21 protein-coding genes and 1 pseudogene are annotated in these 24,284 nt (G+C 65.2%); 13 read left to right on the top strand and 9 right to left on the bottom strand.

Annotated elements, in window-relative coordinates:
* Nucleotides 1-104 precede the first annotated feature (104 nt).
* The 7 genes from IB273_RS18200 to IB273_RS18170 form a co-directional block, all read right to left on the bottom strand.
* Nucleotides 105-1,046 (bottom strand): AEC family transporter, encoded by a 942-nt coding sequence (locus IB273_RS18200; protein ID WP_081517434.1) that lies wholly within the window; start codon nucleotides 1,044-1,046, stop codon nucleotides 105-107.
* 69 nt (nucleotides 1,047-1,115) lie between these two features.
* A complete protein-coding gene (locus IB273_RS18195) occupies nucleotides 1,116-1,550 on the bottom strand; it encodes a bactofilin family protein (protein ID WP_081517433.1) in 435 nt (144 codons plus the stop codon).
* A gap of 18 nt (nucleotides 1,551-1,568) precedes the next feature.
* Nucleotides 1,569-1,943, bottom strand: a complete 375-nt coding sequence (locus IB273_RS18190) for a hypothetical protein (RefSeq protein WP_225594718.1) — start codon at nucleotides 1,941-1,943, stop codon at nucleotides 1,569-1,571.
* Nucleotides 1,924-2,907, bottom strand: coding sequence for a M23 family metallopeptidase (locus IB273_RS18185; RefSeq protein WP_081517432.1), 984 nt, complete (start codon nucleotides 2,905-2,907; stop codon nucleotides 1,924-1,926). The genes IB273_RS18190 and IB273_RS18185 overlap by 20 nt, the downstream gene beginning before the upstream one ends.
* Nucleotides 2,908-3,097: 190 nt before the next feature.
* Complete coding sequence (locus tag IB273_RS18180; RefSeq protein ID WP_192224706.1) at nucleotides 3,098-4,831, bottom strand: ABC transporter ATP-binding protein/permease; 1,734 nt, start codon at nucleotides 4,829-4,831, stop codon at nucleotides 3,098-3,100.
* A 67-nt stretch (nucleotides 4,832-4,898) separates the two neighbouring features.
* Nucleotides 4,899-5,459 carry a response regulator transcription factor gene (locus IB273_RS18175; protein ID WP_081517431.1) on the bottom strand — a complete coding sequence of 187 codons (561 nt, stop codon included), beginning with the start codon at nucleotides 5,457-5,459 and terminating at the stop codon, nucleotides 4,899-4,901.
* A gap of 24 nt (nucleotides 5,460-5,483) precedes the next feature.
* On the bottom strand, nucleotides 5,484-6,740 hold the full coding sequence (locus IB273_RS18170) for an ATP-binding protein (protein ID WP_045209553.1): 1,257 nt from the start codon (nucleotides 6,738-6,740) through the stop codon (nucleotides 5,484-5,486).
* A gap of 230 nt (nucleotides 6,741-6,970) precedes the next feature.
* Between IB273_RS18170 and IB273_RS18165 the strand changes: the two genes are divergently transcribed.
* The 3 genes from IB273_RS18165 (at nucleotide 6,971) to IB273_RS18155 (ending at nucleotide 11,154) form a co-directional block, all read left to right on the top strand.
* Nucleotides 6,971-7,687, top strand: a complete 717-nt coding sequence (locus IB273_RS18165; protein WP_081517430.1) for an SIMPL domain-containing protein — start codon at nucleotides 6,971-6,973, stop codon at nucleotides 7,685-7,687.
* Nucleotides 7,688-7,910: 223 nt separating this feature from the next.
* Complete coding sequence (locus tag IB273_RS18160; protein WP_151189453.1) at nucleotides 7,911-9,512, top strand: ABC transporter substrate-binding protein; 1,602 nt, start codon at nucleotides 7,911-7,913, stop codon at nucleotides 9,510-9,512.
* A 49-nt stretch (nucleotides 9,513-9,561) separates the two neighbouring features.
* A complete protein-coding gene (locus tag IB273_RS18155) occupies nucleotides 9,562-11,154 on the top strand; it encodes an ABC transporter substrate-binding protein (protein WP_192224705.1) in 1,593 nt (530 codons plus the stop codon).
* 56 nt (nucleotides 11,155-11,210) lie between these two features.
* Here the strand turns inward: IB273_RS18155 and IB273_RS18150 are convergent, their stop codons facing one another.
* Entirely contained in the window at nucleotides 11,211-12,428 is a 1,218-nt protein-coding gene (locus IB273_RS18150) for a M24 family metallopeptidase (protein ID WP_192224704.1), read from the bottom strand.
* Between the two features lie 178 nt (nucleotides 12,429-12,606).
* On the opposite strand from IB273_RS18150, the gene IB273_RS18145 reads away from it, so the two are divergent.
* The 9 genes and pseudogenes from IB273_RS18145 to IB273_RS18105 all read left to right on the top strand — a co-directional run bounded on the left by IB273_RS18145 (nucleotide 12,607) and on the right by IB273_RS18105 (nucleotide 22,991).
* A complete protein-coding gene (locus tag IB273_RS18145; RefSeq protein WP_081517427.1) occupies nucleotides 12,607-13,170 on the top strand; it encodes a helix-turn-helix domain-containing protein in 564 nt (187 codons plus the stop codon).
* A 198-nt stretch (nucleotides 13,171-13,368) separates the two neighbouring features.
* Nucleotides 13,369-14,975 (top strand): annotated as a pseudogene (locus tag IB273_RS18140) (ABC transporter substrate-binding protein).
* Nucleotides 14,976-15,138: 163 nt separating this feature from the next.
* Nucleotides 15,139-16,548, top strand: a complete 1,410-nt coding sequence (locus IB273_RS18135; RefSeq protein ID WP_192224703.1) for an OprD family porin — start codon at nucleotides 15,139-15,141, stop codon at nucleotides 16,546-16,548.
* A gap of 11 nt (nucleotides 16,549-16,559) precedes the next feature.
* Nucleotides 16,560-18,146 carry an ABC transporter substrate-binding protein gene (locus tag IB273_RS18130; protein WP_192224702.1) on the top strand — a complete coding sequence of 529 codons (1,587 nt, stop codon included), beginning with the start codon at nucleotides 16,560-16,562 and terminating at the stop codon, nucleotides 18,144-18,146.
* A 74-nt stretch (nucleotides 18,147-18,220) separates the two neighbouring features.
* Nucleotides 18,221-19,231, top strand: coding sequence for an ABC transporter permease subunit (locus IB273_RS18125; RefSeq protein ID WP_045209546.1), 1,011 nt, complete (start codon nucleotides 18,221-18,223; stop codon nucleotides 19,229-19,231).
* 14 nt (nucleotides 19,232-19,245) lie between these two features.
* On the top strand, nucleotides 19,246-20,157 hold the full coding sequence (locus tag IB273_RS18120; RefSeq protein ID WP_081517424.1) for an ABC transporter permease subunit: 912 nt from the start codon (nucleotides 19,246-19,248) through the stop codon (nucleotides 20,155-20,157).
* A gap of 67 nt (nucleotides 20,158-20,224) precedes the next feature.
* The gene (locus IB273_RS18115; RefSeq protein WP_081517423.1) at nucleotides 20,225-21,202 is read left to right on the top strand and encodes an ABC transporter ATP-binding protein; all 978 of its coding nucleotides are present in this window, start codon (nucleotides 20,225-20,227) and stop codon (nucleotides 21,200-21,202) included.
* The gene (locus IB273_RS18110) at nucleotides 21,199-22,170 is read left to right on the top strand and encodes a peptide ABC transporter ATP-binding protein (RefSeq protein WP_151189449.1); all 972 of its coding nucleotides are present in this window, start codon (nucleotides 21,199-21,201) and stop codon (nucleotides 22,168-22,170) included. Before IB273_RS18115 ends, IB273_RS18110 begins: the two co-directional genes overlap by 4 nt.
* A gap of 161 nt (nucleotides 22,171-22,331) precedes the next feature.
* Nucleotides 22,332-22,991, top strand: a complete 660-nt coding sequence (locus IB273_RS18105; RefSeq protein ID WP_192224701.1) for a hypothetical protein — start codon at nucleotides 22,332-22,334, stop codon at nucleotides 22,989-22,991.
* 9 nt (nucleotides 22,992-23,000) lie between these two features.
* Here IB273_RS18105 and IB273_RS18100 read toward each other — a convergent pair whose 3' ends face one another.
* Nucleotides 23,001-23,627, bottom strand: coding sequence for a LysE family translocator (locus tag IB273_RS18100; RefSeq protein WP_192224700.1), 627 nt, complete (start codon nucleotides 23,625-23,627; stop codon nucleotides 23,001-23,003).
* A 135-nt stretch (nucleotides 23,628-23,762) separates the two neighbouring features.
* Here IB273_RS18100 and IB273_RS18095 point away from each other — a divergent pair, with 135 nt between their 5' ends.
* Complete coding sequence (locus IB273_RS18095; protein ID WP_192209883.1) at nucleotides 23,763-24,245, top strand: Lrp/AsnC family transcriptional regulator; 483 nt, start codon at nucleotides 23,763-23,765, stop codon at nucleotides 24,243-24,245.
* Nucleotides 24,246-24,284: the final 39 nt, after the last annotated feature.

The following is a 24,284-nucleotide window of genomic DNA, read 5'->3' as shown; positions in this document are numbered from 1 at the left end:
GCGTTAGCGCGGCGTTGCGGCCCAAGGCGATCTTTCAGAAATTTCCTACAAACTGAATAGCCTTTTTCGCAACACCCATTGGAAGAATCTCGACTTCCCCCGAGTCACATCCAGCCGCCCCACTGCAGGACAAAGATGCCGATGTTGGTCGTCAGCGCCGCCACCAGGGTGGTGATGACGATGATCGACGCCGCCAGCTCGTGATTGCCATTGGCCGCACGGGCCATGACATAGCTGGCCGCCGCCGTGGGGCTGGCGAAATAGAGGAACAGCACGCCCAGTTCGGCGCCGCGGAAGCCCAATGCCCAGGCGACGGAGGTGCAGATCAGCGGCAGCCAGACCATCTTCATCAGGCTCGCGCTGATCGCCAGCCCACCGCTTTCGCGCAGCGAGGCCAGCGACAGGGTGCCGCCGATGCACACCAGCGCCAGCGGCAGGGTCATCTGGGCGAAGTAGTCAGCGGAGGTCAGCAGCCACTTCGGCAGGCCGATACCGAACCAGGAGAACGGCAGCGCCGCCAGTACGCTGATGATCAGCGGATTGCAGATGACATTGCGGGCGATGCTCAGCGGGTCGGACTTCATGCTCGGGCTGTAGATCGCCAGCACCACCGAGGACAGCGTGTTGTAGCAGAGGATCACCAGCGCAGCGAGGACCGAGCCCAGCGCCAGGCCGTGGTCGCCATAGAGACTGGTGGCCAGCGCCAGACCGATGATGCCGTTGTTGCCGCGGAATGAACCCTGCACGTAGACGCCGCGCTCCTCGCGCGGCACCCGCCAGACGGCCCAGCCCCAGGCCAGCAGGAAGCCCACCAGGGTCGCCGCGCAGAAGTACAGCAGCACTTCGGGGCGCGCCGCACTGTGCAGATCGGAGTGGTAGATGCCGAGGAACAGCATCGCCGGCATGGTGGCGTTGAACACCAGCGCCGACGCCGTCTGGATGAATTCCGGGTTGATCGCCCCCACGCGGCGCAGCAGCACTCCGAGGAACAGCATGGCGAAGACCGGGGCGGTGATGCTGAAGGTCTGGAGCAGGAGTGCGAGCATGGGGCGGGAGGGTCTGGGCGGTGGGGGCGACAATCATAGCAAGCTAAGTACCCACCGCGCCGGGGCAAATCAGGCTTCGCCCTCTTCCTCGTGGGCCAGCGCCGGGTATTCCGTAGACCTGGTCACGTCGCCCTCGGCCACGCGGGTCAGCTTGCCGTCGACGGTGGCGCCATTCTCCATGCTCAGTTGGCGATACTGGATATTGCCCATTACCCGCGCATTGGAATGCAACTCCAGCAGGTGCTCGACGTACAGGTCGCCGACGATGGTGCCGTCGATCAGCGCATCATAACTGCTGACATTACCCTCGATTCGGCCTTCCGCACTGAGCGCCAGCAGGCTGGCCGCGCCGGGCTTGTGGATTACGTTGCCCTTCACCGTGCCGAGGACCTTCAGGCCGTCCTCGAACTGAATGTCTCCTACCAGAGCGACGTTGCCGGACAACAGGCTGGAGAACTTGTCCACCGTCACCTGCGGCCCTTTTTTCTTGCTGTTGCTGAACATCGAATTTCCTCGCGCGGACTACTTGCCAGGTTTCTGCTGGCGGTAGAAGGCCAGCTCGGTCTTGAGTTTCTTGATCTCGGCCGACATCGAATCGATGCGGCGCATCAGTTGTTCACGGTTGGCGCGGTCCTCCTCGCCCTGCATGCGCTTTTCCTCCAGTTCGGCGGTCAGTTGCACGACCTGTTCCTGCAGCGCATGCAGCTCATCGGCGTGTTTCTGGCCCTGGCTGTCGTCCAGCCCGCGCACGAACCACAGGCCCGCCAGCACCGCCGCCAGCAGGACGAACAGCGCCAGCAGGCGGCCGAACCATGCCGAGCCACGGGGAGCATGGGGCGAATGGTCGGCGCGTAGCAGGTCGCGGGTAGAAGGCTTTCTAGTCCGTGGCCATGCCATCGCTATCGATCTCCATTCCCCCTAGCGAGAGGAAGTTCTGTGGGTCGACGAACTCGCCGTGGTAGAGCACTTCGAAGTGCAGGTGCGGGCCGGTGGAACGCCCGGTGGAGCCGACCTTGGCGATTTCCTGCCCCGGCAGCACGACGTCGCCGACTTTCACCTCCAGCTTGGAAGCGTGGGCGTAGCGGGTCACCAGGCCGTTGCCGTGGTCGATTTCCACCCGATTGCCATAGGAGGGGTTCGGCCCCGCCACGATCACGCGCCCTCCCGCGGCCGCGTGGATCGGGCTGCCGGTGGGCGCGGAGAAGTCCTGCCCGGAATGGAAGGCCAGGTGATGATTGAAGGGGTCGAATCGGTTGCCGAAGGGCGAGCCCAGGCGCGCCTGCTCGACCGGCCGGCGCGCTGGAATCGCCATGAAATCGGCATTGCGGCGGGCCACCTGATCCATCAGCAGGTCGAAGACCCGGCGCAGGCATTTCGCCGAGCGCTCGCCCTGCTGCAGATCGTCGGTCGAGCCGGGCAGCGGCTCGGCACAGGGACGCGGAGGCAGGAGGATGCCGCCCTCGCCTTTGCCGGACGCCGCGACCTTTGCCGCGGCCTTGGGCTTGGGTACCAGTTCCGGATCGACCTTGGCCAGCTTGCGGGCGATTTCCTCGTGACTGTCGACGGCCTGGAGCAGATAGGTCGCGTCCTTTTCCAGTACCTGCAGGCGACCGGCCAGGTCGCCGATGCGCTCCGCGGCGAAGCGTTCGCCGGAGTCGTCTTCCGCCGCCGGCTCGGCCGGGGCAGCGACCGGCATCGGCGCCGGCGCGAGGTTGACCCGACCGACCCAGATGCCGCCGGCGAAGGCCGCAACAGCGAACAATACGGCCACGCAGCCACCGATCACCACGATCCGGCGCGGGTCGACCAGGCGCAGGTCCGAGCGGGTCAGGGCTTGGCGTGACGGGGAAAGGGATTTCATAGCGGTACCAGTGAATTGCATTCGGCCCGGCGGGTGGCCGCCGGGGTGCACAGGGTACCTGTTCTTGAAAACTTCGCAGCGGCTAAACACTGAAAAATGTAAATAAATAAGAAGAAATCATCTTGTCTGAGAAGACTTTCAGATGTTTCCCACTAACAGGATCACATTATCCCAGTGAATCAAACTGCCACTACGCCGGTAAAACGGACTCGATCTCCTGCAAACGATGCTCCTCCAGGCGCAGTTGGCGCGAGTGGAATCGCTTCAGGCTGACCCGGTGGCCAATGCTGACCAGCGTCACCCCCGGCAACTGCTCGAGCAGCACCTGATAGAGCGCGGCTTCGTCGGATTCATCGAGCGCGGAGGTGGCTTCGTCGAGGAACAGCCACTGCGGTGCGTAGAGCAGCGCGCGGGCGATGGCCAAGCGCTGCTGCTCGCCCGGCGAGAGCACGCGCTGCCAGTGATCGGCGTCATCCAGACGCGGCACCAGCGAATCCAGGCGGCACAGGTGCAGCACCTGCTTCAGCTGCTCAGGGGCGTGGCGATCGCCTGACTCCGGATAGCTCAGCGCCTCGGCCAGGGTGCCGATGGGCAGATAGGGTTTCTGCGGGACGAACAGGCTGCGTGCGTCAGGCATCTGCACCACGCCGCTGCCATAGCGCCAGAGGCCGCTCATGGCGCGCAACAGGGTGCTCTTGCCGCCGCCGGAGGGGCCGCCGATCAGCACGTGCTCGCCGGGGTTCAGCTCCAGGCTGGTGGGCTGCAGCAACTCTCGGCCGTTGCCCAGGCTCAGGGTGAGGTTGTGCAGTTGCAAGTTGTCACCGGTCTTGCGCACGTCGATGTTGGCGGACTCATGGGCAGTCTCGTCCATGGTCTCGCGGAAGCTCAGCAGACGGTCGCAGGTGGCGCGCCAGCTGGCGAGGCTGGCGTAGGCGTCGATGAACCAGCTCAGGCCGTCCTGCACGTTGCCGAAGGCGGAGTTGATCTGCATGAGTTCGCCGAGCTGGATCTGCCCGGAGAAGTAGCGCGGCGCGGCGACGATGAAGGGAAACACGGTGGCGATCTGGGCGTAGCCTGAGCTGAAGAAGGTCAGGCGCTTCTGCACCTTCATCAGTTCCCAGAAATTGCTCCAGACGTTGCGGAAGCGGCCCATCAGGCGGGCGCTCTCGTTGGCCTCGCCGTTGTACAGGGCGATGCTTTCGGCGTTCTCGCGCACCCGCACCAGGCCGAAACGCAGGTCCGCCTCGTAGCGTTGCTGGCGGTTGTTCAGACCGATCAGGCGGCGTGCGATGAGGTGCGTCAACCAGCTGCCGACCGCGGCGTAGAGCAGTGCCGCCCAGAACATGTAGCCGGGAATGCTGATACCGAAGAGCTCGATGCTGCCGGATACGCCCCAGAGAATGACCGAGAAGGACACCAGGCTGACGATGTTGCGGATCAGCCCCAGACCAAGGGTCAGGGTGGTGTCGGTGAAGCTGTTGAGGTCTTCGGAAAGACGCTGGTCGGGGTTGTCGGTGTTCCCACGCTGCTCCAGGCGGTAGTAGTTCTTGTCGCCCAGCCAGGCGGCGAAGTGCTTCTCCGTTAGCCAGCGGCGCCAGCGGATGGTGAGCATCTGGGTGAGGTACAGCCGGTACACCGCGGTGAGGATGAACACCGCGGCGATGCCGCAGAACATCAGCATCAGGTGGATGAAGCTCTTCAGGTCCTTGTTCTGCAGGGCGTTGTAGAAGTCGCGGTACCAGCTGTTGAGCCAGACGCTGAGGGCCACGCCGACCAGCGACAGGGCGATCACCACGATCAGCAGCAACCAGGCCATGCCCTTCTCTTCGCTGCGCCAGTAGGGCGCGGTGAGTTGCCAGACTCGGTGGAAGAAGCGGCTGCGAACGGCGTCGTTCGCGGCCCGGTACTCGGCGCTGTCGGTCATGGGGTCGGCTCGCACGGCTGGAAATAAAAAGGAGCGCTCATTGGCGCTCCTTTGTCTTATCGATCGCTTAACGCCTCACCGGGCGCTTCTGCAGCTTACGTTGCAATGTGCGCCGGTGCATACCCAGCGCTCGAGCGGTCGCGGAGATGTTGCCGTCATGTTCGGCAAGCACGCGCTGGATATGTTCCCACTGCAGACGATCCACCGACATGGGGTTTTCCGGCACCAGGGATTCCAGGTCGGCATGTTGCGACAGCAGTGCAGTGAGCACATCGTCGGCATCGGCTGGTTTGCACAGGTAGTTGGTGGCGCCGCGCTTGATGGCTTCCACCGCGGTGGCGATGCTGGAATAGCCGGTGAGGATCACCACGCGCATCTCGGCGTCGAGCTCGAGCAGCTTGGGCAGCAGCACCAGGCCGGAGTCGCCGTCCATCTTCAGGTCCAGCACGGCGTAGTCGGGCAGATCTTCCTTGGCCATGGCCAGGCCTTCCTCGGCGGAGCCGGCGACCGACACCCGCAACCCGCGGCGGGTCATGGCTCGGGCCATGACGCGGGTAAAGGTGGCATCGTCGTCCACCAGCAGCAGGTGGGGCTGCTCTTCGCCTTCGAACAGGATCTCTTCGCTCATGGTACTTCCTCGCGGGCGCGGCTATCAGGCCACGCCATAGCTTCTGGGCAGACGCAACTCGGTCAGAGTGCCGCCATCTTCATGGTTATACAACTTCACCGTTCCACCCGCGCGGGTCACGCTGGCCTGACTGAGGAACAACCCCAGGCCAAAGCCCTTGCCCTTGGTGGTGAAGAACGGCTTGCCGAGCTGTTCGGCAATCGCCAGCGGCACGCCCGGGCCCTGGTCGCGGATGCTCAGGCAGATTTCACCGGCATCCCAGTCCAGGCGGATGTCCAGATCGTCCGGACAGGCGTCCGTCGCGTTATTCAGAAGATTCAGCAGCGCCTGGCTCAGGTCGGTCGGCGGAGTCATCCGCGGCGCCTTGCCCTTGCCCAGCGTCTGGTAGCGATAGCTCGCCTCGGGGCGCATCAGGTGCCAGCGACGCAGCACCGACTCGACCCATTCGTTGGCGCCCTGCTCTTCCACCGCCTGGCGACGATCCGCCTCGGCGGCGCGTACCAGGTGCTGAAGAGTAGTCTTGCAGAGCTTGACCTGCTCCTGCAGCAGGGCGAGATCTTCCTGCAACATCGGCTGGTCCGCATTGGTCTGGCGCAATTCCTTGAGCAATACGCTCATGGTCGCCAGGGGCGTGCCCAGCTCATGGGCAGCGCCGGCGGCCTGGGTGGCAACGGCCAGCAGTTGCTGGTCGCGCATGCCTTCCTCGCGGCGCTGGGCCTGCAACTGTTCCTGGCGGCGCAGCGACTCGGACATGCGGGCAACGAAGAAAGTGATCAGCGCGGCGGCCAGCGCGAAGCTCAGCCACATCCCGTAGATCAGCAGGTTGTCGCGCTGCCCGGCCGCCATCTCCAGCGGGTGGAACCACACCAGCAGCACCGTATAGCTGGCCAGCGCGAGGCCGGCCAGGGCGATGGTGTAGAGCCACGGCAAGGTCGCCGCGGCGATGGTCAGCGGCACCAGGTAATAGGAGACGAAGGGGTTGCTCGAACCGCCCGAGTAATAGAGCAGCACGCTGTGGATGACCAGGTCGCAGGCGAGTTGGACGGCGTACTCGAGCTCGGTGACCGGCCACGGACCGCGCAGGCGCAGCGCAGTACCCAGACACAGCACGAGGGAGACGCCGATGGTCACGCCGAGCGCCAGCCAGGGCAGCTGGATCAGCTGGGCCTTGTAGGCGAGCCCGACGGAACCGGCCTGGGCGGCAAGGACGAGAATACGGATGAGCGTCAGATGCAGAAGGTTCTGACGACTGGCGGACAGCTGGAAAACCGGTGGGCGCATGGTGAATTCCGGAATTTGCGCGAGTATAGCCAAGAGCCCCCTCCCCTTAATGCGGCATAGCGCCACAGCATACTCCAGCGCGCCCTGTGACGGCCGCCCCAGCCCGAAACAATTGGTGACATCGGTCATTAACCCGAATCCGAACCCTTCCTCGTCAAAGGGTCTGACAGTTCTCGCCACTGCCTCTACTAAGCTGTGGCCCGGACATTTTCTGGAGCAAGGAGTCATCCATGTCTGTACTGAAGAAACCCTTCACCGCCATCGCCGCCGCCATCGCCCTGTGCGCCACCAGCCTGGGAGCCCTGGCAGACGAACCTCGCTACAACCAGGTTTCGCTGCGCGCCGAGGTCAGCCAGGAAGTCGCCCACGACCTGATGCACGTGACCCTGTTCAGCGAAGGCCAGGGCACCGACCCGGCCAAGCTCGCCGCCGAGACCACCACCGCGATGAACGCGGCGGTCGAGCAGGCGCGCAAGGTGAAAGGCGTGACTGTCAGCCTGGGCAGCCGCAGCAGCTACCCGGTGTATGACGACAAGGGGCAGAAGATCACCGCCTGGCGCGAGCGCGCGGAAATCCGCCTGGAAAGCACCGACTTCGCCGCCCTCTCCCAGCTCAGTGCCGACCTGCTGGGCAAGCTGAAGATGGGCAGCATGAACTTCAGCATCGCCGACGCCACCCGCGCGAAGAATGAGGACGCGATGATGAAAGGCGCCGTGGATGCCTTCAAGGCCCGCGCCCAGGTCCTCACCGACGCGCTCGGCGGCAAGGGTTACAAGCTGGTCAGCCTGAACCTGAACACATCCGGTGCGCCGCACCCCATGCCGGTGATGCGCATGGCGGCGATGAAGGCCGACAGCTACGGCGGCGCCCCGGCCCAGGAAATCGAAGCCGGCACCAGCCAGGTCACCGTCAGCGCCGACGGCACGATCGAGGTGCAGATGCCGTAACACCTACGCTCTCCTCCAGCGCGGCGCCTCCTTCGGACCGGGGCGCCGCCACCCGACCGCACGGTTCCCATTGTCGAAATTGCGACATTCCCTTGCACCCGCGTCACAACTTCTACACTCACCCCGGTCGACCGCTTGCGCCCGGCATGTGCCGTGCATAGCTTCACGCAACGCAGCTCACGAGGCTGCCCCTCGATGACAACCAGAATAAACAGAGGTCCGTATGCGTAAGAACGCCGTCATCCGCTCCATGATTGCCGCTGGGCTGATCGCCAGCGCCCCGCTCGCCCACGCCGCCAACAACCTGGTCTACTGCTCCGAAGGCAGCCCCGCGGGCTTCGACCCCGGCCAGTACACCACCGGCACCGACTTCGACGCCTCGGCCGAGACGGTCTTCAACCGCCTCACCCAGTTCGAGCGCGGCGGCACCCAGGTCATCCCGGGCCTGGCGGAAAAGTGGGACGTATCCGATGACGGCAAGACCTACACCTTCCACCTGCGTTCCGGCGTGAAGTTCCACACCACCGACTACTTCAAGCCGACCCGCGAGTTCAACGCCGACGACGTGCTGTTCACCTTCAACCGCATGCTCGACAAGAACCACCCGTTCCGTAAGGCGTACCAGACCGAATTCCCCTACTTCACCGACATGGGCATGGACGCGAACATCGCCAAGGTGGAGAAGGTCGACGACCACACCGTCAAGTTCACCCTCAATGAAGTCGACGCCGCGTTCATCCAGAACCTGGCCATGAGCTTCGCCTCGATCCAGTCCGGAGAATACGCCGACCAGTTGCTCAAGCAGGGCAAGGCCGCCGATATCAACCAGAAGCCGATCGGCACCGGTCCGTTCGTGTTCAGTCGCTACCAGAAGGACGCGATGATCCGCTTCAAGGCCAACCCGGACTACTGGAACAAGGGCGAGGTGAAGATCGACAACCTGATCTTCGCCATCAACACCGACGCCTCGGTGCGCATGCAGAAGCTCAAGGCCAACGAGTGCCAGATCACCCTCTTCCCGCGCCCGGCCGACCTGGAAGCGCTGAAGAAGGATGCGAACCTGAACATGCCGTCGCAGCCGGGCTTCAACCTCGGCTACATCGCCTACAACGTCCTGCACAAACCGTTCGACAAGCTTGAAGTGCGCGAGGCGCTGGACATGGCGGTGAACAAGAAGGCAATCATCGACGCCGTCTACCAGGGCGCCGGCCAACTGGCCGTGAACGGCATGCCGCCAACCCAGTGGTCCTACGACGACACCATCAAGGACGCCGGCTACAACCCGGAAAAGGCCAAGGAACTGCTGAAGAAGGCCGGCGTGGCCGAAGGCACCGAGATCACCCTGTGGGCCATGCCGGTGCAGCGCCCCTACAACCCCAACGCCAAGCTGATGGCCGAGATGCTGCAGTCCGACTGGGCCAAGGTCGGTATCAAGGCGAAGATCGTCACCTACGAGTGGGGCGAGTACATCAAGCGCGCCAAGGGCGGCGAGCACGACGCCATGCTGATCGGCTGGAGCGGCGACAACGGTGACCCGGACAACTGGCTGGGCACCCTCTACGGTTGCGACGCCGTGGACGGCAACAACTTCTCCAAGTGGTGCGACCCGGCCTACGACAAGCTGATCAAGGATGCCAAGCGCACCCCCGACCAGGCCAAGCGCACCGAGCTGTACAAGCAGGCCCAGCACATCCTCAAGGAGCAGGTGCCGATCACCCCGATCGCCCACTCCACCGTGTACCAGCCGATGCGCAAGACGGTGCAGGACTTCAAGATCAGCCCGTTCGCGCTGAACTCGTTCTACGGCGTCAGCGTAGGCAAGTAAGGCCAGCGGCCGCCGGGTTTCCCGGCGGCCCTTTCTTCCGGCAGCCGCCGTGCGCAAAGCGCTCATCCGCCTGACCCTCGCCAGCCTGCTCGGCTGCGCGCAGGCATTCGGCCAATCCCTGGTGGTCTGCACCGAGGCCAGCCCGGAAGGGTTCGACATCACCCAGTACACCGCCGCCACCACCGCCGATGCTTCGGCGGAGACCGTCTTCGAGCGCCTGGTGCAGTTCGCCCCCGGCAGCACCCGCGTGGTGCCCGCGCTGGCGGAAAGCTGGGAGATCAGTGACGACGGACTGCAGTACACCTTCACCCTGCGTCAGGGCGTGAAATTCCACAGCACCGACTACTTCACCCCGACCCGCGAGTTCGACGCCAACGATGTGCTCTGGAGCTTCCAGCGCCAGCTCGACCCGAAGCATCCGTGGAACAAGCTGGCCCCGCGCGGCTTCCCCTACGCCGAGGCGATGGGCCTGCCCGGCCTGATCAGCGCAGTGGAAAAGCTTGACGACCACCACGTGCGCTTCACCCTCAGGCACCCCGAGGCGCCCTTCCTTGCCGACCTCGCCATGGGCTTCGCCTCCATCTATTCCGCCGAATACGGCGACCTGCTGCTGGCCGCCGAGAAGGCCGACCAACTGAACAACCTGCCCATCGGCACCGGCCCCTTCGTCTTCCAGCGCTACCAGAAGGACGCCCAGGTGCGCTTCAACGCCAACCCCGACTACTGGGGCGGCAAGCCGAAGATCGACCGCCTGCTGCTGGCGATCACTCCTGATCCGAACGTGCGTATCCAGAAGGTCAAGGCCGGCGACTGCCAGATCGCCGTCTACCCCAAGCCCACCGACATCCCCGCGCTACGCCAGAACCCGAAGCTGACGATCGAAGAACTGGACTCGCTGCTGGTCGCCTATGTCGGCATCAATACCCGACACAAGCCGCTGGACGACGTGCGCGTGCGCCAGGCGATCAACCTCGCCTTCGATCGCGACGCCTACCTGCGCGCGCAATTCGGCGAAGGCGCCGCGACGCTGGCGGTGGCGCCTTATCCGCCGACGCTGTGGGGCTCCGATCCGCAACTCAAGGTCTGGCCCCACGATCCGACGCGGGCGAAACAGCTGCTGGACCAAGCGGGCATCAAGCCCGGCCTGAAACTGTCGATCTGGACCCGCCCCGGCGGCGGGCCGACCAACCCCAACCCCGGCATCGGCGCGCAGATGCTGCAGAACGACCTGGGACAGATCGGCATCCAGGCGGACATCCGCGTGTTCGAATGGGGCGAGCTGATCAAACGCGCCAAGCAGGGCGAGCACGACCTGATCTTCATGGGCTGGGCTGGCGACAACGGCGACCCGGACAACTTCCTGACACCGAACCTTTCCTGCGCCGCCGCCAAGAGTGGCGAGAACCAGGCGGGCTGGTGCAACGCGGAGTTCGACGAACTGCTGCGCAAGGCCCGCGCCATTACCGCTCAGGAAGCCCGTGCGGGCCTCTACCGCCAGGCCTTGGCAATCTACCAGCGCGAGGCACCGTGGATCGCCCTGGCCTACCCGAAGCAGTTCGCCGTGGTGCGGCCGGGCGTGAGCGGCTTCACCCTGAGCCCGCTGGGGTCGAACAACTTCTCGCGGGTTGAAGTCGCGCCCTGACTGTAGGAGCGCGCCATGCGCGCGATCGCTGGCATGGCCCGCTCCTGGACCAAACTTCAGGCATCCAGGCCGAACGGATCGTCCACTGAATGACTCGGCTGGGTGAACCAGCGCGGACCTTCCGCCGTCATGTAGAAGTGGTCCTCCAGACGGATACCGAACTCCCCCGGCACACAGATCATCGGCTCGTTGCTGAAGCACATGCCGACGTCCAGCGGCGTGCTGTCGCCGCGCACCAGGTACGGCCCCTCGTGGATATCCAGACCGATACCGTGGCCGGTGCGGTGCGGCAATCCGGGCAGCGCGTAATCCGGCCCTAAGCCGCCGGCCTCCAGGCAACGGCGGGCCGCGGCATCCACCTGCTCGCAGGGTTCACCCAGCACAGCGGCGTCGAACGCAGCCTGTTGCGCGGCCTTCTCCAGGCCCCACAGCTCGCGCTGACGCGCGCTGGGCGAGCCGAACACGTAGCTGCGGGTGATATCCGAGTTGTAGCCGAACAGCTGGCACCCCGTGTCGATCAGCACCATGTCGCCTTCACGCAACGGGCGCGGTTGGCGCACGCCGTGGGGGAAGGCGCTGTCCTCGCCGAACAGCACGATGCAGAAGGTCGAACCCGGCGCGCCGACCTGCCGGTGCGCCGCCTCGATGAAGCGCGTCACCTCGGTGGTGGTGATGCCCTCGCGCAGGATGCTCGCAGCGGCCTTGTGTACTTCCAGGGTCATGTCCTTCGCCCGCTGCATCAGCGCCAGCTCCGCCGGCGACTTGCAGCGCCGGCACTGCTCGATCAGCGCGCCGGCGTCCACCAGTTGCAGCTTGCCCGTCGCCTGGCGCAGGCGCTCGAACATGCCGAACGGCAGGCTGTGGGAAAGGCCGACCCGCGCACCTTCACGCACTTCAATCTCCGCCAGCATTCCAGCCAGCAGGGCGAACGGACTCTCGTGCTCGGCCCACACGCTGATGCTGCCGGGCAGCACCTGCAGATCGCGCACCGTGCCCTCTTCGAAGGCCGGGGCGATGTAGCGCACTTCGCCCCACGCCGGCACCAGCGCGCCCACCAGCCGTTCGCTGGGGCTCCACTTCAGGCCGGTGAAATAGACCAGCGTGCTGCCGGCATCGACGAATACCGCCGAGATTTCCCGCGCCTGCATCAACTGCTGCAGCTGCGCGATGCGCGCCTGGTACTCCTCGAGCGCAATGGGCCGAGCGCCGGCCGTCATGACCTGCAATTTCGCCAGCGCCTGCTCGGGGCTCACGCCCCCAACTCCCAATGTCATGCGACTCTCCCGAGGAATGGAATGAAACGACCTGAAATTTAAGCAGCACTGAAATTCCCGGTCAAAGGCTTTTCGGTGTCCTGCCTCCTTGCGGCCGATTTTCCGTCCGCTGATGGCTCGATGCTTTCACCGGCCGACGACACTGGTATGCTGCCGGCGTCCCACAAGAGCCTTACCAATGTCCGCAGATCGTATCGGAGAACGCCTGCGCCGTTATCGGCGCGCAGCGAAGAAGACCCTGAACCAGGTGGCCGCCGAATCCGGCCTGACCGCCAGCTTCCTGTCGCAGGCCGAGCGCAATCTCACTGGCGTCTCGCTGTCTTCCCTGGCGAGCATCGCCAAGGCGCTGGACGTACCGCTCAACGCCCTCTTCGACTCTCCGCAGCAGATCCCGCCGGACTCGCACCAGGGCGAGCGCGTGCGCTACACCATCGAAGGCCAGCCACTGAGCTACGAGCGGCTGTCCAGCAGCTTCCCCGGCAACCAGCTGAACGCGGTGAAGGTGACTGTCCCGGTGGGCTACGAATCCGAACTGATCACCCACGACGGCTCGGAATTCGCCTACGTCCTCACCGGGCGTATCGCCTACGACATCGATGGCCACACCTATCCGCTGGGCCCCGGCGACTCCGTACACTTCGACTCCGGCAAGCGTCATTGCCTGCGCAATGTCGGCGACAGCGTGGCGGAAATGCTCACCGTTACCACCCTTCCGCTGTTCGGCGAACATCCCGCCACCTGATTCACAGACTGGCAAAATTTTCAGTACCACTGAATTTTAAGTTGAACTTAATTTCAGCCTGACTTAACTTCGGCGCGGCGTGGCCGGGCACAGCCCGACCATGAATGGATAGGCCTAATCCGGACCAGTCCGACCAGGCCGGCTGCAAACCCCATCGGTTCGCCGGCCCCCTCAGAAAAACAAGAATGAGGTCAGGCAATGCGCAAGATGCGACGTAATCCCCTGCACGCACTCGCCTTCGGCGGGCTGCTGCTCGCCGGCTCCGCGGCTCAGGCCGCCTCCAGCCTGGTGTACTGCTCCGAAGGCAGCCCGGCGGGCTTCGACCCCGGCCAATACACCACCGGCACCGATTACGACGCCACCTCGGAACCCTGTTCAACCGCCTCGTGCAGTTCCAGCGCGGCGGCACCGAAGCCCAGCCAGCCCTGGCGCAAAGCTGGGAAACCTCCGCCGACGGCAAGACCTGGACCTTCCACCTGCGCCCGGGTGTGAAGTTCCACACCACCGACTACTTCAAGCCGACCCGCGAATTCAACGCCGACGACGTGCTGTTCACCTTCAACCGCATGCTCGACAAGGAGCAGCCGTTCCGCAAGGCGTACCCAACCGAGTTCCCGTACTTCACCGACATGGGCCTGGATCGCAACATCGCCAGGGTCGGCAAGGTCGACGAGCACACCGTGACCTTCACCCTGAACGAGGTCGACGCGGCCTTCGTGCAGAACCTGGCAATGAACTTCGCGGTGATCCAGTCCGCCGAATACGCCGACCAGTTGCTCAAACAGGGCAAGCCCGGCGAGATCAACCAGAAGCCCATCGGCACCGGTCCGTTCGTGTTCAGCCGCTACCAGAAGGACGCGATGATCCGCTTCAAGGGCAACAAGGATTACTGGAAGCCCGAGGACGTGAAGGTCGACAACCTGGTCTTCGCCATCAATACCGACGCCTCGGTGCGCATGCAGAAGCTCAAGGCCGGCGAATGCCAGATCACCCTGAACCCGCGCCCGGCGGACCTCGAGGCGCTGAAGCAGGACCCGAACCTGAACATGCCGTCGCAGCCAGGCTTCAACCTCGGCTACCTGGCCTACAACGTCACCCACGCTCCGCTGGACAAGACCGATGTGCGCCGAGCGCTGGACATGGCGCTGAACAAGCAGGCGATCATCGACGCGATCTACCAGGGCGCTGGCCAGCTGGCGGTGAACGCCATGCCGCCGACCCAGTGGTCCTATGACCAATCGATCAAGGGCCAGGCCTACGATCCGGAGCAGGCCAGGGCGCTGCTGAAGCAAGCCGGCGTGGCCGAAGGAACCGAGATCACCCTCTGGGCGATGCCCGTGCAACGCCCGTACAACCCCAACGCCAAGCTGATGGCCGAGATGATCCAGGCAGACTGGGCCAAGGTCGGCATCAAGGCGAAGATCGTCACCTATGAGTGGGGCGAGTACATCAAGCGTGCCCATGCCGGCGAGCATGACGCCATGCTGTTCGGCTGGACCGGCGACAACGGTGATCCGGACAACTGGCTGGGCACCCTCTACGGCTGCGATTCGGTGAGCGGCAACAACGTCTCCAAGTGGTGCGACGCCGCCTACGACAAGCTGGTGCGCCAGGCCAAGGCCACCACCGACCACGACCAGCGAGTGGCCCTGTACCAGAAGGCCCAGCAACTCCTCGCGCAGCAGTTGCCGATCAGCCCCATCGCCCACTCCACCGTCTACCAGCTCATGCGCAAATCGGTGCAGGGCTTCCTGATCAGCCCCTTCGGGCGCAACTCCTTCTACGGCGTGGCCAACCAGCCCTGATCGCCGACTCGACACCGGCGGCCACGGCCGCCTGAACGCCAGCCCGGCGCAGACCGGGCGGCACATCCCGTCTTCCCCTCCGCCTGCCGGCTCCCCCATCTCTCCGATGGGCGGAGGGGATGCATTCGTTGCTAGGAAAACCGACAACAACAAGGAGCAACTCATGCAGCATCACGTATTCACCCGCACGCTTCTGGCACTCGCCGTCCTGGGCTCCCCGCTGGGCCAGGCATTCGCCGACGAGGACGATCTGCCCCCAGACGAAACCCGCCGCGCCAGCGAAGTGGTGGTCAAGGGCCAGGCCGGCGCGAAAGGCTTCGTCGAAGGCCAGAGCCTGACCTTCAGCACCCGCAACTTCGCCGCCCGCGAGCAGATGAAGGACAGTTTCCACTTCAACATCAAGAAGGACGGCTATACCGAGCCGACCCACAGCCGCTACACCTGGACCCAGGGCAGCCAGCTCAAGTACAGCTCCGGCTACACCCAGGGCACCGTGGGCGTTGGTCTGGACGCCTCCGCCTTCAACGAGATCGCCCTGGAACGCGGCCACGGACGCATCGCTGGCGGCGGTACGCGCACCCTGACCGACAGCGACGGGGATGCCGTGCCGCAGTGGTCGAAGATGGGCGTGGCCAACCTGAAGCTGCGCGCCTCCAACACCGAGCTGCGCGCGGGTCGCCAACAGACCGAGACCCCGGTCTTCAACATCAACGACAACCGCGCCCTGCCCTCGTCCTTCGATGGCGTCAGCCTCCTCAGCGAAGAGCTGGAAGGCCTGCAGGTCCAGGCTGGCAGCTTCACCCGCGCCAGCCCGCGCACCGGCGCAGGCAGCGAACGCCTGACCACCGAGTACGGTGCGCAGGACTTTTCCGGCAGCCACTTCAGCTACCTGGGCGGCAGCTACCAGGCGATGAAGGAACTGAAGCTCACCGCTTACGGCGCGCACTTCGAAGACATCTGGAACCAGTACTACTTCGGCGCGTCCCACGACCTGGGCGATCCATCCAGCCTGGCACTGAATACCAGCCTGAACTACTACCACACCGGCGACACCGGCGAGCGCAAGGCCGGCTACATCGACAACGATGCCTACAGCCTCGCCTTCACCCTCACCCACGGCGCCCATGCCGTGCTGCTGGGCTGGCAGCAGATCCGTGGCGACGAGTACTTCGACTACGTGCACGAGACTGCGGCCATCTACCTGGCCAACTCCCTGCTCTCCGACTACAACGGTCCCAACGAAAAGTCCCTGCAGCTGCGCTACAGCACCGACTGGGCGGCCTTCGGCGTGCCCGGCCTGACCACCATGGCGTGGTACGCCAAGGGCTGGGGCATCGACGGCACTCACTACGACGGCGACCGCAACGGCGTGAGCGGCTACAACGTGCGTGCCATGGACGACGAGAAGCACCACGAGCTCGGCCTCTCCACCGGCTACACGCTGCAGGACGGCCCGCTCAAGAGCAGCAGCTTCCGCGTGACCTACATGAAGCACCTGGCGAGCCAGAATCAGGCGGACGGCAGCGTCAACGAGATCCGCCTGGTCAGCAACTTCCCGTTCAACCTGCTGTAAGGAGAACCGGTATGCCCATCCCGCGTCTGATCCCCCTTCTGCTCGCGCTCGGCAGCGGCACCGCCCTGGCGCAGAACCTGGTGGTCTGCACCGAAGCAAGCCCGGAAGGGTTCGACATCGTCCAGTACACCGGCGCGGTCACCGCCGATGCCAGCGGCCAGACCGTCTTCAATCGCCTGGCCGACTTCCGCCCCGGCACCACCGAAGTGGTGCCTTCGCTGGCGCAAAGCTGGGAGGTCAGCCCCGACGGGCTGACCTACACCTTCCACCTGCGCCCGGACGTGAAGTTCCATACCACCGACTACTTCAAGCCCACCCGCGCCCTCAACGCCGACGACGTGCTCTGGACCTTCCAGCGTCCGCTGGACCCGAAGCACCCCTGGCACGAATCGTCCGCGCGCGGCTATGCCTACTTCGACGCCATGGGCATGCGCGAACTGATCAAGTCGGTGGAAAAGCTCGACGACCTCACCGTGCGCTTCACCCTGAACCACCCGGAGTCGCCGTTCCTGGCCGACATGGCGATGGACTTCGCCTCCATCTACTCGGCCGAGTACGGCGACCAGTTGCTGGCCGCCGGCAAGCAGGGCCAGCTCAACAACCTGCCCATCGGCACCGGGCCCTTCGTCTTCAACCGCTACGCCAAGGACGCCCAGGTTCGTTTCCGCGCCAACCCGGACTACTTCGGCGGCACGCCGAAGATCGACAACCTGATCTTCGCCATCACCCCGGATTCCAACGTCCGACTACAGAAGATCCGCCGCAACGAGTGCCAGATCGCGCTCTACCCCAAGCCATCGGACGTGCCGGGCCTGGAGCAGGACAAGAACCTCGCAGTGGACAGCATCGACGCGCTGCTCACGACCTATGTCGCCCTGAACACCCGGCACAAACCGCTGGACGACGTGCGCGTGCGCCAGGCCATCAATCTGGCGTTCGACAAGAAGGCCATGCTGGATGCCGTCTACGGGAATGGAGCGGCCACGCCGGCCATCAACCCGTACCCCGCCTCCCTGCTGGGTTACAACAAAGACATCCAGGACTGGCCGTACGATCCTGAACGAGCCAGGGCGCTGCTCAAGGAAGCGCGCGTGGAGAACCTCAAGCTGACCCTGTTCACCCGCAACGGCAGTTCCTCGACCATCCCCAATGCGGCGCAAATGGCACAGATGCTGCAGTCGGATCTGGCCAAGGTGGGCATCACGCTGGACATCCGCACCCTGGAGTTCGGCGAACTGATCAAGCGCATCAAGGCCGGCGAGCACGACCTCTCGCTCTATGGCGGCTGGGCCGGCGACAACGGCGACCCGGACAACTTCCTCTCGCCCAACCTGAGTTGTGCGGCAGCGAAATCAGGCGAAAACCATGCTTTCTGGTGCGATCAGGACTTCGAATCGCTGATCCAGGAAGCCCGCCAGACCAGCGACAACGCAAAACGGGCGGAACTTTACAAAAAGGCGACATCCATATTCCACGAGCAGGCCCCATGGATTCCCCTGGCACATCCTAAGCTGTTCAATGTGCGCCGCAGCACTATCTCGGGCTACACCATCAGCCCGCTGACAAAAAACAACTTCGCCGACGTTCAGATCCAGTAATCGGCAAAGTCATAAGAAACCGGCGCCCGTCGTGATCCGACGGGTAGCCGCTCGGTGAGGAGCCCCCAACCACCATGCTCAGTTTCATCGCACGTCGATTCGGTCTGCTGATCCCGACCTTCTTCGGCGTCACCCTGCTGACCTTCGCGCTGATCCGCCTGATTCCGGGCGACCCCGTGGAAGTGATGATGGGTGAACGCCGCGTCGATCCGCAGATGCATGCCGAGGCCATGCACCGCCTGGGGCTCGACAAGCCCCTCTACCAGCAGTACCTCGACTACGTCGGCAACCTCGCCCAGGGCAACCTCGGCGAGTCGCTGACCACCCGCGACAGTGTCTGGCACGAGTTCCTCACCCTGTTCCCCGCCACCCTCGAGCTGTCCCTGGCTGCCCTGCTGTTCGCCGGCGTCTTCGGCCTGCTCGCCGGGGTGATCGCCGCCTTGAAGCGAGGCTCGCTGTTCGACCACGGGGTGATGACCATCTCCCTGGCCGGCTACTCGATGCCGATCTTCTGGTGGGGCCTGATCCTCATCATGCTGTTCTCCGTTTCCCTGGGCTGGACGCCGGTTTCCGGGCGTCTGGACCTGCTCTACGACATCGAGCCGAAGACCGGCTTCATGCTCATCGACACGCTGCTGTCGGATGAAGAAGGCGCCTTCATGGACGCCGTGCGCCACCTGATCCTGCCGGCCATCGTGCTGGGCACCATCCCGCTGGCGGTGATCGCCCGGATGACCCGCTCCTCGATGCTCGAAGTACTGCGCGAGGACTACGTGCGCACCGCCCGCGCCAAGGGCCTGTCGCCGGCCCGCGTGGTGTTCGTGCACGCCCTGCGCAACGCCATGATCCCGGTACTCACCGTGTTCGGCCTGCAGGTCGGCACGCTGCTCGCCGGTGCGGTGCTGACCGAGACCATCTTCTCCTGGCCCGGCATCGGCAAGTGGCTGATCGACGCCATCGGCCGCCGCGACTACCCGGTGGTGCAGAACGGCATCCTGCTGGTGGCGACCCTGGTGATCCTGGTGAACTTCATCGTGGACATCCTCTACGGCCTCGCCAACCCACGCATCCGTCATCAACGCTAACCGGAGCCGACGCCATGAATGCCAACGCCAAAGCTCCCGCCAGCGACCCGAGCCTGGTCTACCCGTCCCCGCTGAAAGAATTCTGGCATGCCTTCTCGCGCAACAAGGGCGCGGTCGGCGGCCTCCTGTTCATGCTGGTCATCGTGTTCTGCGCGCTGTTCGCGCCGTGGGTCGCGCCCCATGACCCAAGCGAGCAGTTCCGCGACTTCCTGCTCACCCCGCCACTGTGGCTCGAAGGCGGCAACTCGCAGTTCCTGCTGGGCACCGACGAACTGGGCCGCGACCTGCTCTCGCGCCTGATGCACGGCGCGCGCCTGTCGCTGATGATCGGCCTGACCTCGGTGCTGATCTCGATGATCCCCGGCATCTTCCTCGGCCTGCTCGCCGGCTTCTCGCCGACCCGCCTGGGCCCGGTGATCATGCGCCTGATGGACATCATGCTGGCCCTGCCCTCGTTGCTGCTGGCGGTGGCCATCGTCGCCATCCTCGGCCCGGGCCTGATCAACACCGTGATCGCCATCGCCATCGTTTCGCTGCCGGCCTATGTGCGCCTGACCCGCGCCGCCGTGATGGGCGAGTTGAACCGCGACTACGTCACCGCCTCACGTCTGGCCGGTGCCGGCACCCTGCGTCTGATGTTCGTCACCGTGCTGCCCAACTGCATGGCGCCCCTGATCGTGCAGGCCACCCTGAGCTTCTCCTCGGCAATCCTCGACGCCGCCGCACTGGGCTTCCTCGGCCTGGGTGTACAGCCGCCGACGCCCGAGTGGGGCACCATGCTGGCCTCCGCGCGCGACTACATCGAGCGCGCCTGGTGGGTCGTCTCGCTGCCCGGCCTGACCATCCTGCTCAGCGTGCTGGCAATCAACCTGATGGGCGACGGCCTGCGCGATGCGCTGGACCCGAAGCTGAAGAACGCGGCGTGAGGACAGTGACCATGCACAGCCTCAAGATCGCCGATCACAACAAGAAAAGCCTGATGGAGACCGCCGTATGAGCCTCCTCGACCTGCGCAATCTTTCGGTCCGCTTCGGCGACCGCAACGCCGTCCCGGTGGTGGACGGCCTCGACCTCTCGGTGGACAAGGGTGAAGTCCTGGCCATCGTCGGCGAATCCGGCTCCGGCAAGTCGGTGACCATGATGGCCCTGATGGGCCTGATCGACGCCCCCGGCATCATCACCGCCGACACCATGCAGTTCGACGGCACCGACATGCTGCGCCTGAAGGGACGCGAGCGGCGGCGCATCGTCGGCAAGGACATCGCCATGGTCTTCCAGGACCCGATGACCGCCCTCAACCCCAGCTTCACCGTCGGCTACCAGATCGAGGAAGTGCTCAAGCTGCACCTCGGCCTGCGCGGCAAGGCGCTGCGCCAGCGCGCCCTGGAACTGCTCGAACGGGTGGAGATCCCCGGCGCCGCGCAGCGCCTGGACGCTTACCCGCACCAACTCTCTGGCGGCATGAGCCAGCGCGTCGCGATCGCCATGGCGATCGCCGGCGAGCCCAAGCTGCTGATCGCCGACGAGCCCACCACCGCGCTGGACGTGACCATCCAGGCGCAGATCATGGAGCTGCTGCTCAACCTGCAGCGCGACCAGGGCATGGCGCTGATCCTGATCACCCACGACCTCGCTGTGGTCGCCGAGACCGCCCAGCGCGTCTGCGTGATGTACGCGGGGCAAGCGGTGGAGATCGGCGAGGTACCGGCGCTGTTCGACCTGCCGACGCACCCGTACACCGAGGCGCTGCTCAAGGCGATCCCCGAGCACAGCGCCGGCGAGGAACGCCTGGCCACCCTGCCCGGCATCGTCCCCGGCAAGTACGACCGCCCGCAGGGCTGCCTGCTGTCGCCGCGCTGTCCCTACGTGCAGGACAACTGCCGCAGCGTGCGCCCTGCCCTCGAAGCCCATGAGCGCGGCGCCGTGCGCTGCTTCTACCCGCTCAACCTGAACACCGAGGTGGCCCGATGAGCGCCGTCCTGACCGCCCGCGACCTGACCCGTCACTATGAAATCTCCCAGGGCCTGTTCAAGCCGCACGCCCTGGTCCGCGCGCTGAACGGTGTGTCCTTCGACCTGCAGGCCGGCAAGACCCTCGCCGTGGTTGGCGAGTCCGGCTGCGGCAAATCCACCCTCGCCCGCGCGCTGACCCTGATCGAGGAACCCACTTCCGGCTCCCTGCAGATCGCCGGCCACGAGGTGAAAGGCGCCGACCACGACACCCGCAAGCAACTGCGCCGCGATGTGCAGATGGTCTTCCAGAACCCCTACGCCTCGCTCAACCCGCGGCAGAAGATCGGCGACCAGCTGGCCGAGCCGCTGGTCATCAACACCAGCCTGTCCCGCGCCGAACGCCGCGAGCGCGTGCAGGCGATGATGAAGCAGGTCGGCCTGCGCCCCGAGCACTACCAGCGCTACCCGCACATGTTCTCCGGCGGCCAGCGCCAGCGAATCGCCCTGGCCCGCGCCATGATGCTGCGGCCCAAGGTGCTGGTGGCGGACGAACCGACCTCGGCGCTGGACGTGTCGATCCAGGCGCAGGTGCTCAACCTGTTCATGGACCTGCAGCAGGAGTTCGGCACCGCCTACGTGTTCATCTCCCACAACCTCGCCGTGGTCCGCCACGTGGCCGACGACGTGCTGGTGATGTACCTCGGCCGCCCGGCGGAAATGGGCCCGGCGGACAAGCTCTACGAGCGCCCGCTGCACCCCTACACCCAGGCGCTGCTGTCGGCGACCCCGGCCATCCACCCCGATCCGGACAAGCCCAAGATCAAGATCCAGGGTGAACTCCCCAACCCACTCAATCCGCCCACCGGCTGCGCCTTCCACAAGCGCTGCCCGTATGCGACCGAGCGCTGCAAGACCGAGGTGCCGGAACTGCGTCTGCTCGATGAGCGCCAGGTGGCCTGCCACCATGCGGAGCAGTTCCTGAACTGATACGAAACGGGCCGGTCATAGACCGGCCCCTCTTTCGGAAACAGCTGCGTCCTACGACGCAGCCGGAACAGGCCTATCGCCTGATCCAGACAATCCCGCCAGGGTGGCACCCCGCCACTGCCTGCACGCCGTGGCCGTTATCCACAGGGCCACGATCCTCCATGCTGCTGTTCTACCTCCTGCTCATCCTCGTCACTGCCATCGTCGCCAACGTCCAGTTGCACAAGTGGAAGCGTCAGCGACGGATGGACGTGCGCGCGGCCGTGAAGTCGCGGAAGAAGCCGGCGGCGAAGAAGAAAGCGCCAGCGGAGGACGTCGAACTCGACGAAATCGACTGGGACGGTCTCGATCAGGAGGAGCTGGATTTCAGTGCGCCGCCCCCGCCAGCGCCAAAGCCACTGCCCGCGTCGGTTCGTGCCGCGGCTCCCACCCAGCCGTCGGCCGAGGCCAAACCGAAGGTCGAGCCCAGGGATGAATTCTTCGCCCTGGAACGCGCACTGCCACCGGGACAACTGACGGCCGCCCAGCGCGACGAAGCCATGGCGCAATTGCTCAAGACCAGCCTGCACCTCCCTACGCCGGAGCCCGGCGAAAAGCATGTGGTGCTGGACATGGACGACGGCAGCTACGTGCCGGTCGCCACGCACCCGACAGCGGCAGCCATCGCCCTCGGGCATCTTGCCGAGAGCCTGCAACAGCGCATGGGCGCGCAACTGCTGCGCGAGTTGCGCGGCAAGGACCTGGGCCTGCTGGTGGTCGCGCGCAATCCGCAGAAGCCCTCGGTGGCGCGGCTGTGGAAAATCCAGCCGGAAGACCTCTGATCCGCGCTGCTACAAATCGCGGATCAGCGCCAGGCGCACGCCGAAGCCCAGCAGGATGCCGCCGAAGCCCCACTGCTGAACACGCTGCATCGTCCGGTGCCGCGCCAGCCAGCGCCCCATGCGCTCGCCACTGACGGCGTAGAAGCTGTCGAAGCCCAACCCGACCACCACCAGCACGCCGCCCAGCAAGGCGAACTGCAACGCCAGCGGGCCGTTCTGCGGGTGGATGAACTGCGGCAGCAATACCGAGCAGAACAGCAGCGCCTTGGGGTTGAGCAGGTTGGTCAGCAGGCCGCGGCGGAAGGCGCGCCCGTAGCTGACTGTGGATAACCCGGCCGCGCCCGTCGCCACCGGCAGACCGACCGGCGCACGCAGCAGTTGCAGGCCGATCCACGCCAGGTAGAGACCACCGCCAATGCGCACCACATCGAAGGTCCAAGGTGCAGTGCGAAACAGCAGCGCCAGCCCGGTCGCCGCCAGCGCGACGTGGCAGCCACGGGCCAAGCCCAACCCCAGGGCTGTTGCCAGAGCCGCGCGGCAGCCGTCGCGGGCACCGGTGTGCAGCAGGAGAATCATGTCCGGCCCCGGCAGCAGGTAGACCATCGCCAGGGCCAGCAGGAAGACGCCGATATCCACAAGAGCCACTCCGAAGAAGTCATTGCGGATAGGAATTCTATGCCTGAAGGCCGAGGCAGGTGCTTGCGTATTCAGCCAGTCTGACGCTAACAATTGGCATACTCTGCCAGTCTCAAGCTTAAACAGTAGCCACTCATGCCAAACCCGAAACTGGACGCCTACGACCACCGCATCCTCGCCGCCCTGCAGCGCGATGGCCGCCTGAGCAACGTCGAACTGGCCGAGGAGATCGGCCTGTCGCCCTCCCCCTGCCTGCGCCGGGTGCGCCTGCTGGAAGAGGCCGGGATGATCCGTGGCTACCACGCCGAACTGGGCCGCGACGAAGTCGGCCTCGGGCTGACCGTGTTCGTCGGGGTGAAAGTGGAGCGCCACAGTGACACCAGCGCCGCCGCCTTCCGCCAGGCCGTGATCGACCTGCCGGAAGTCATCTCGGTGCACCTGGTCAGCGGCGAGTCGGACTTCCTCCTGCAAGTGGTGCTGCCCGACCTGCGCGCCTATGAGCAGTTCCTCACCGGTACCCTGCTCAAGCTGCCGGGCGTCAGCGACATCCGCAGCAACTTCGCCATCCAGACGGTGAAGGAGTCGGCGCCCCTGCCGCTGCGCCACCTGCCGAAATAGCGAAGATTGCGCGCGCGCCGCCGTGCGCCTATCATTCGC

The sequence above is a fragment of the Pseudomonas sp. PDM19 genome (genome assembly GCF_014852215.1).
GTDB lineage: Bacteria > Pseudomonadota > Gammaproteobacteria > Pseudomonadales > Pseudomonadaceae > Pseudomonas.
The sequence above is the reverse complement of the archived record's forward strand: the minus strand, read 5'-3'. Positions and strand labels throughout refer to the sequence as shown.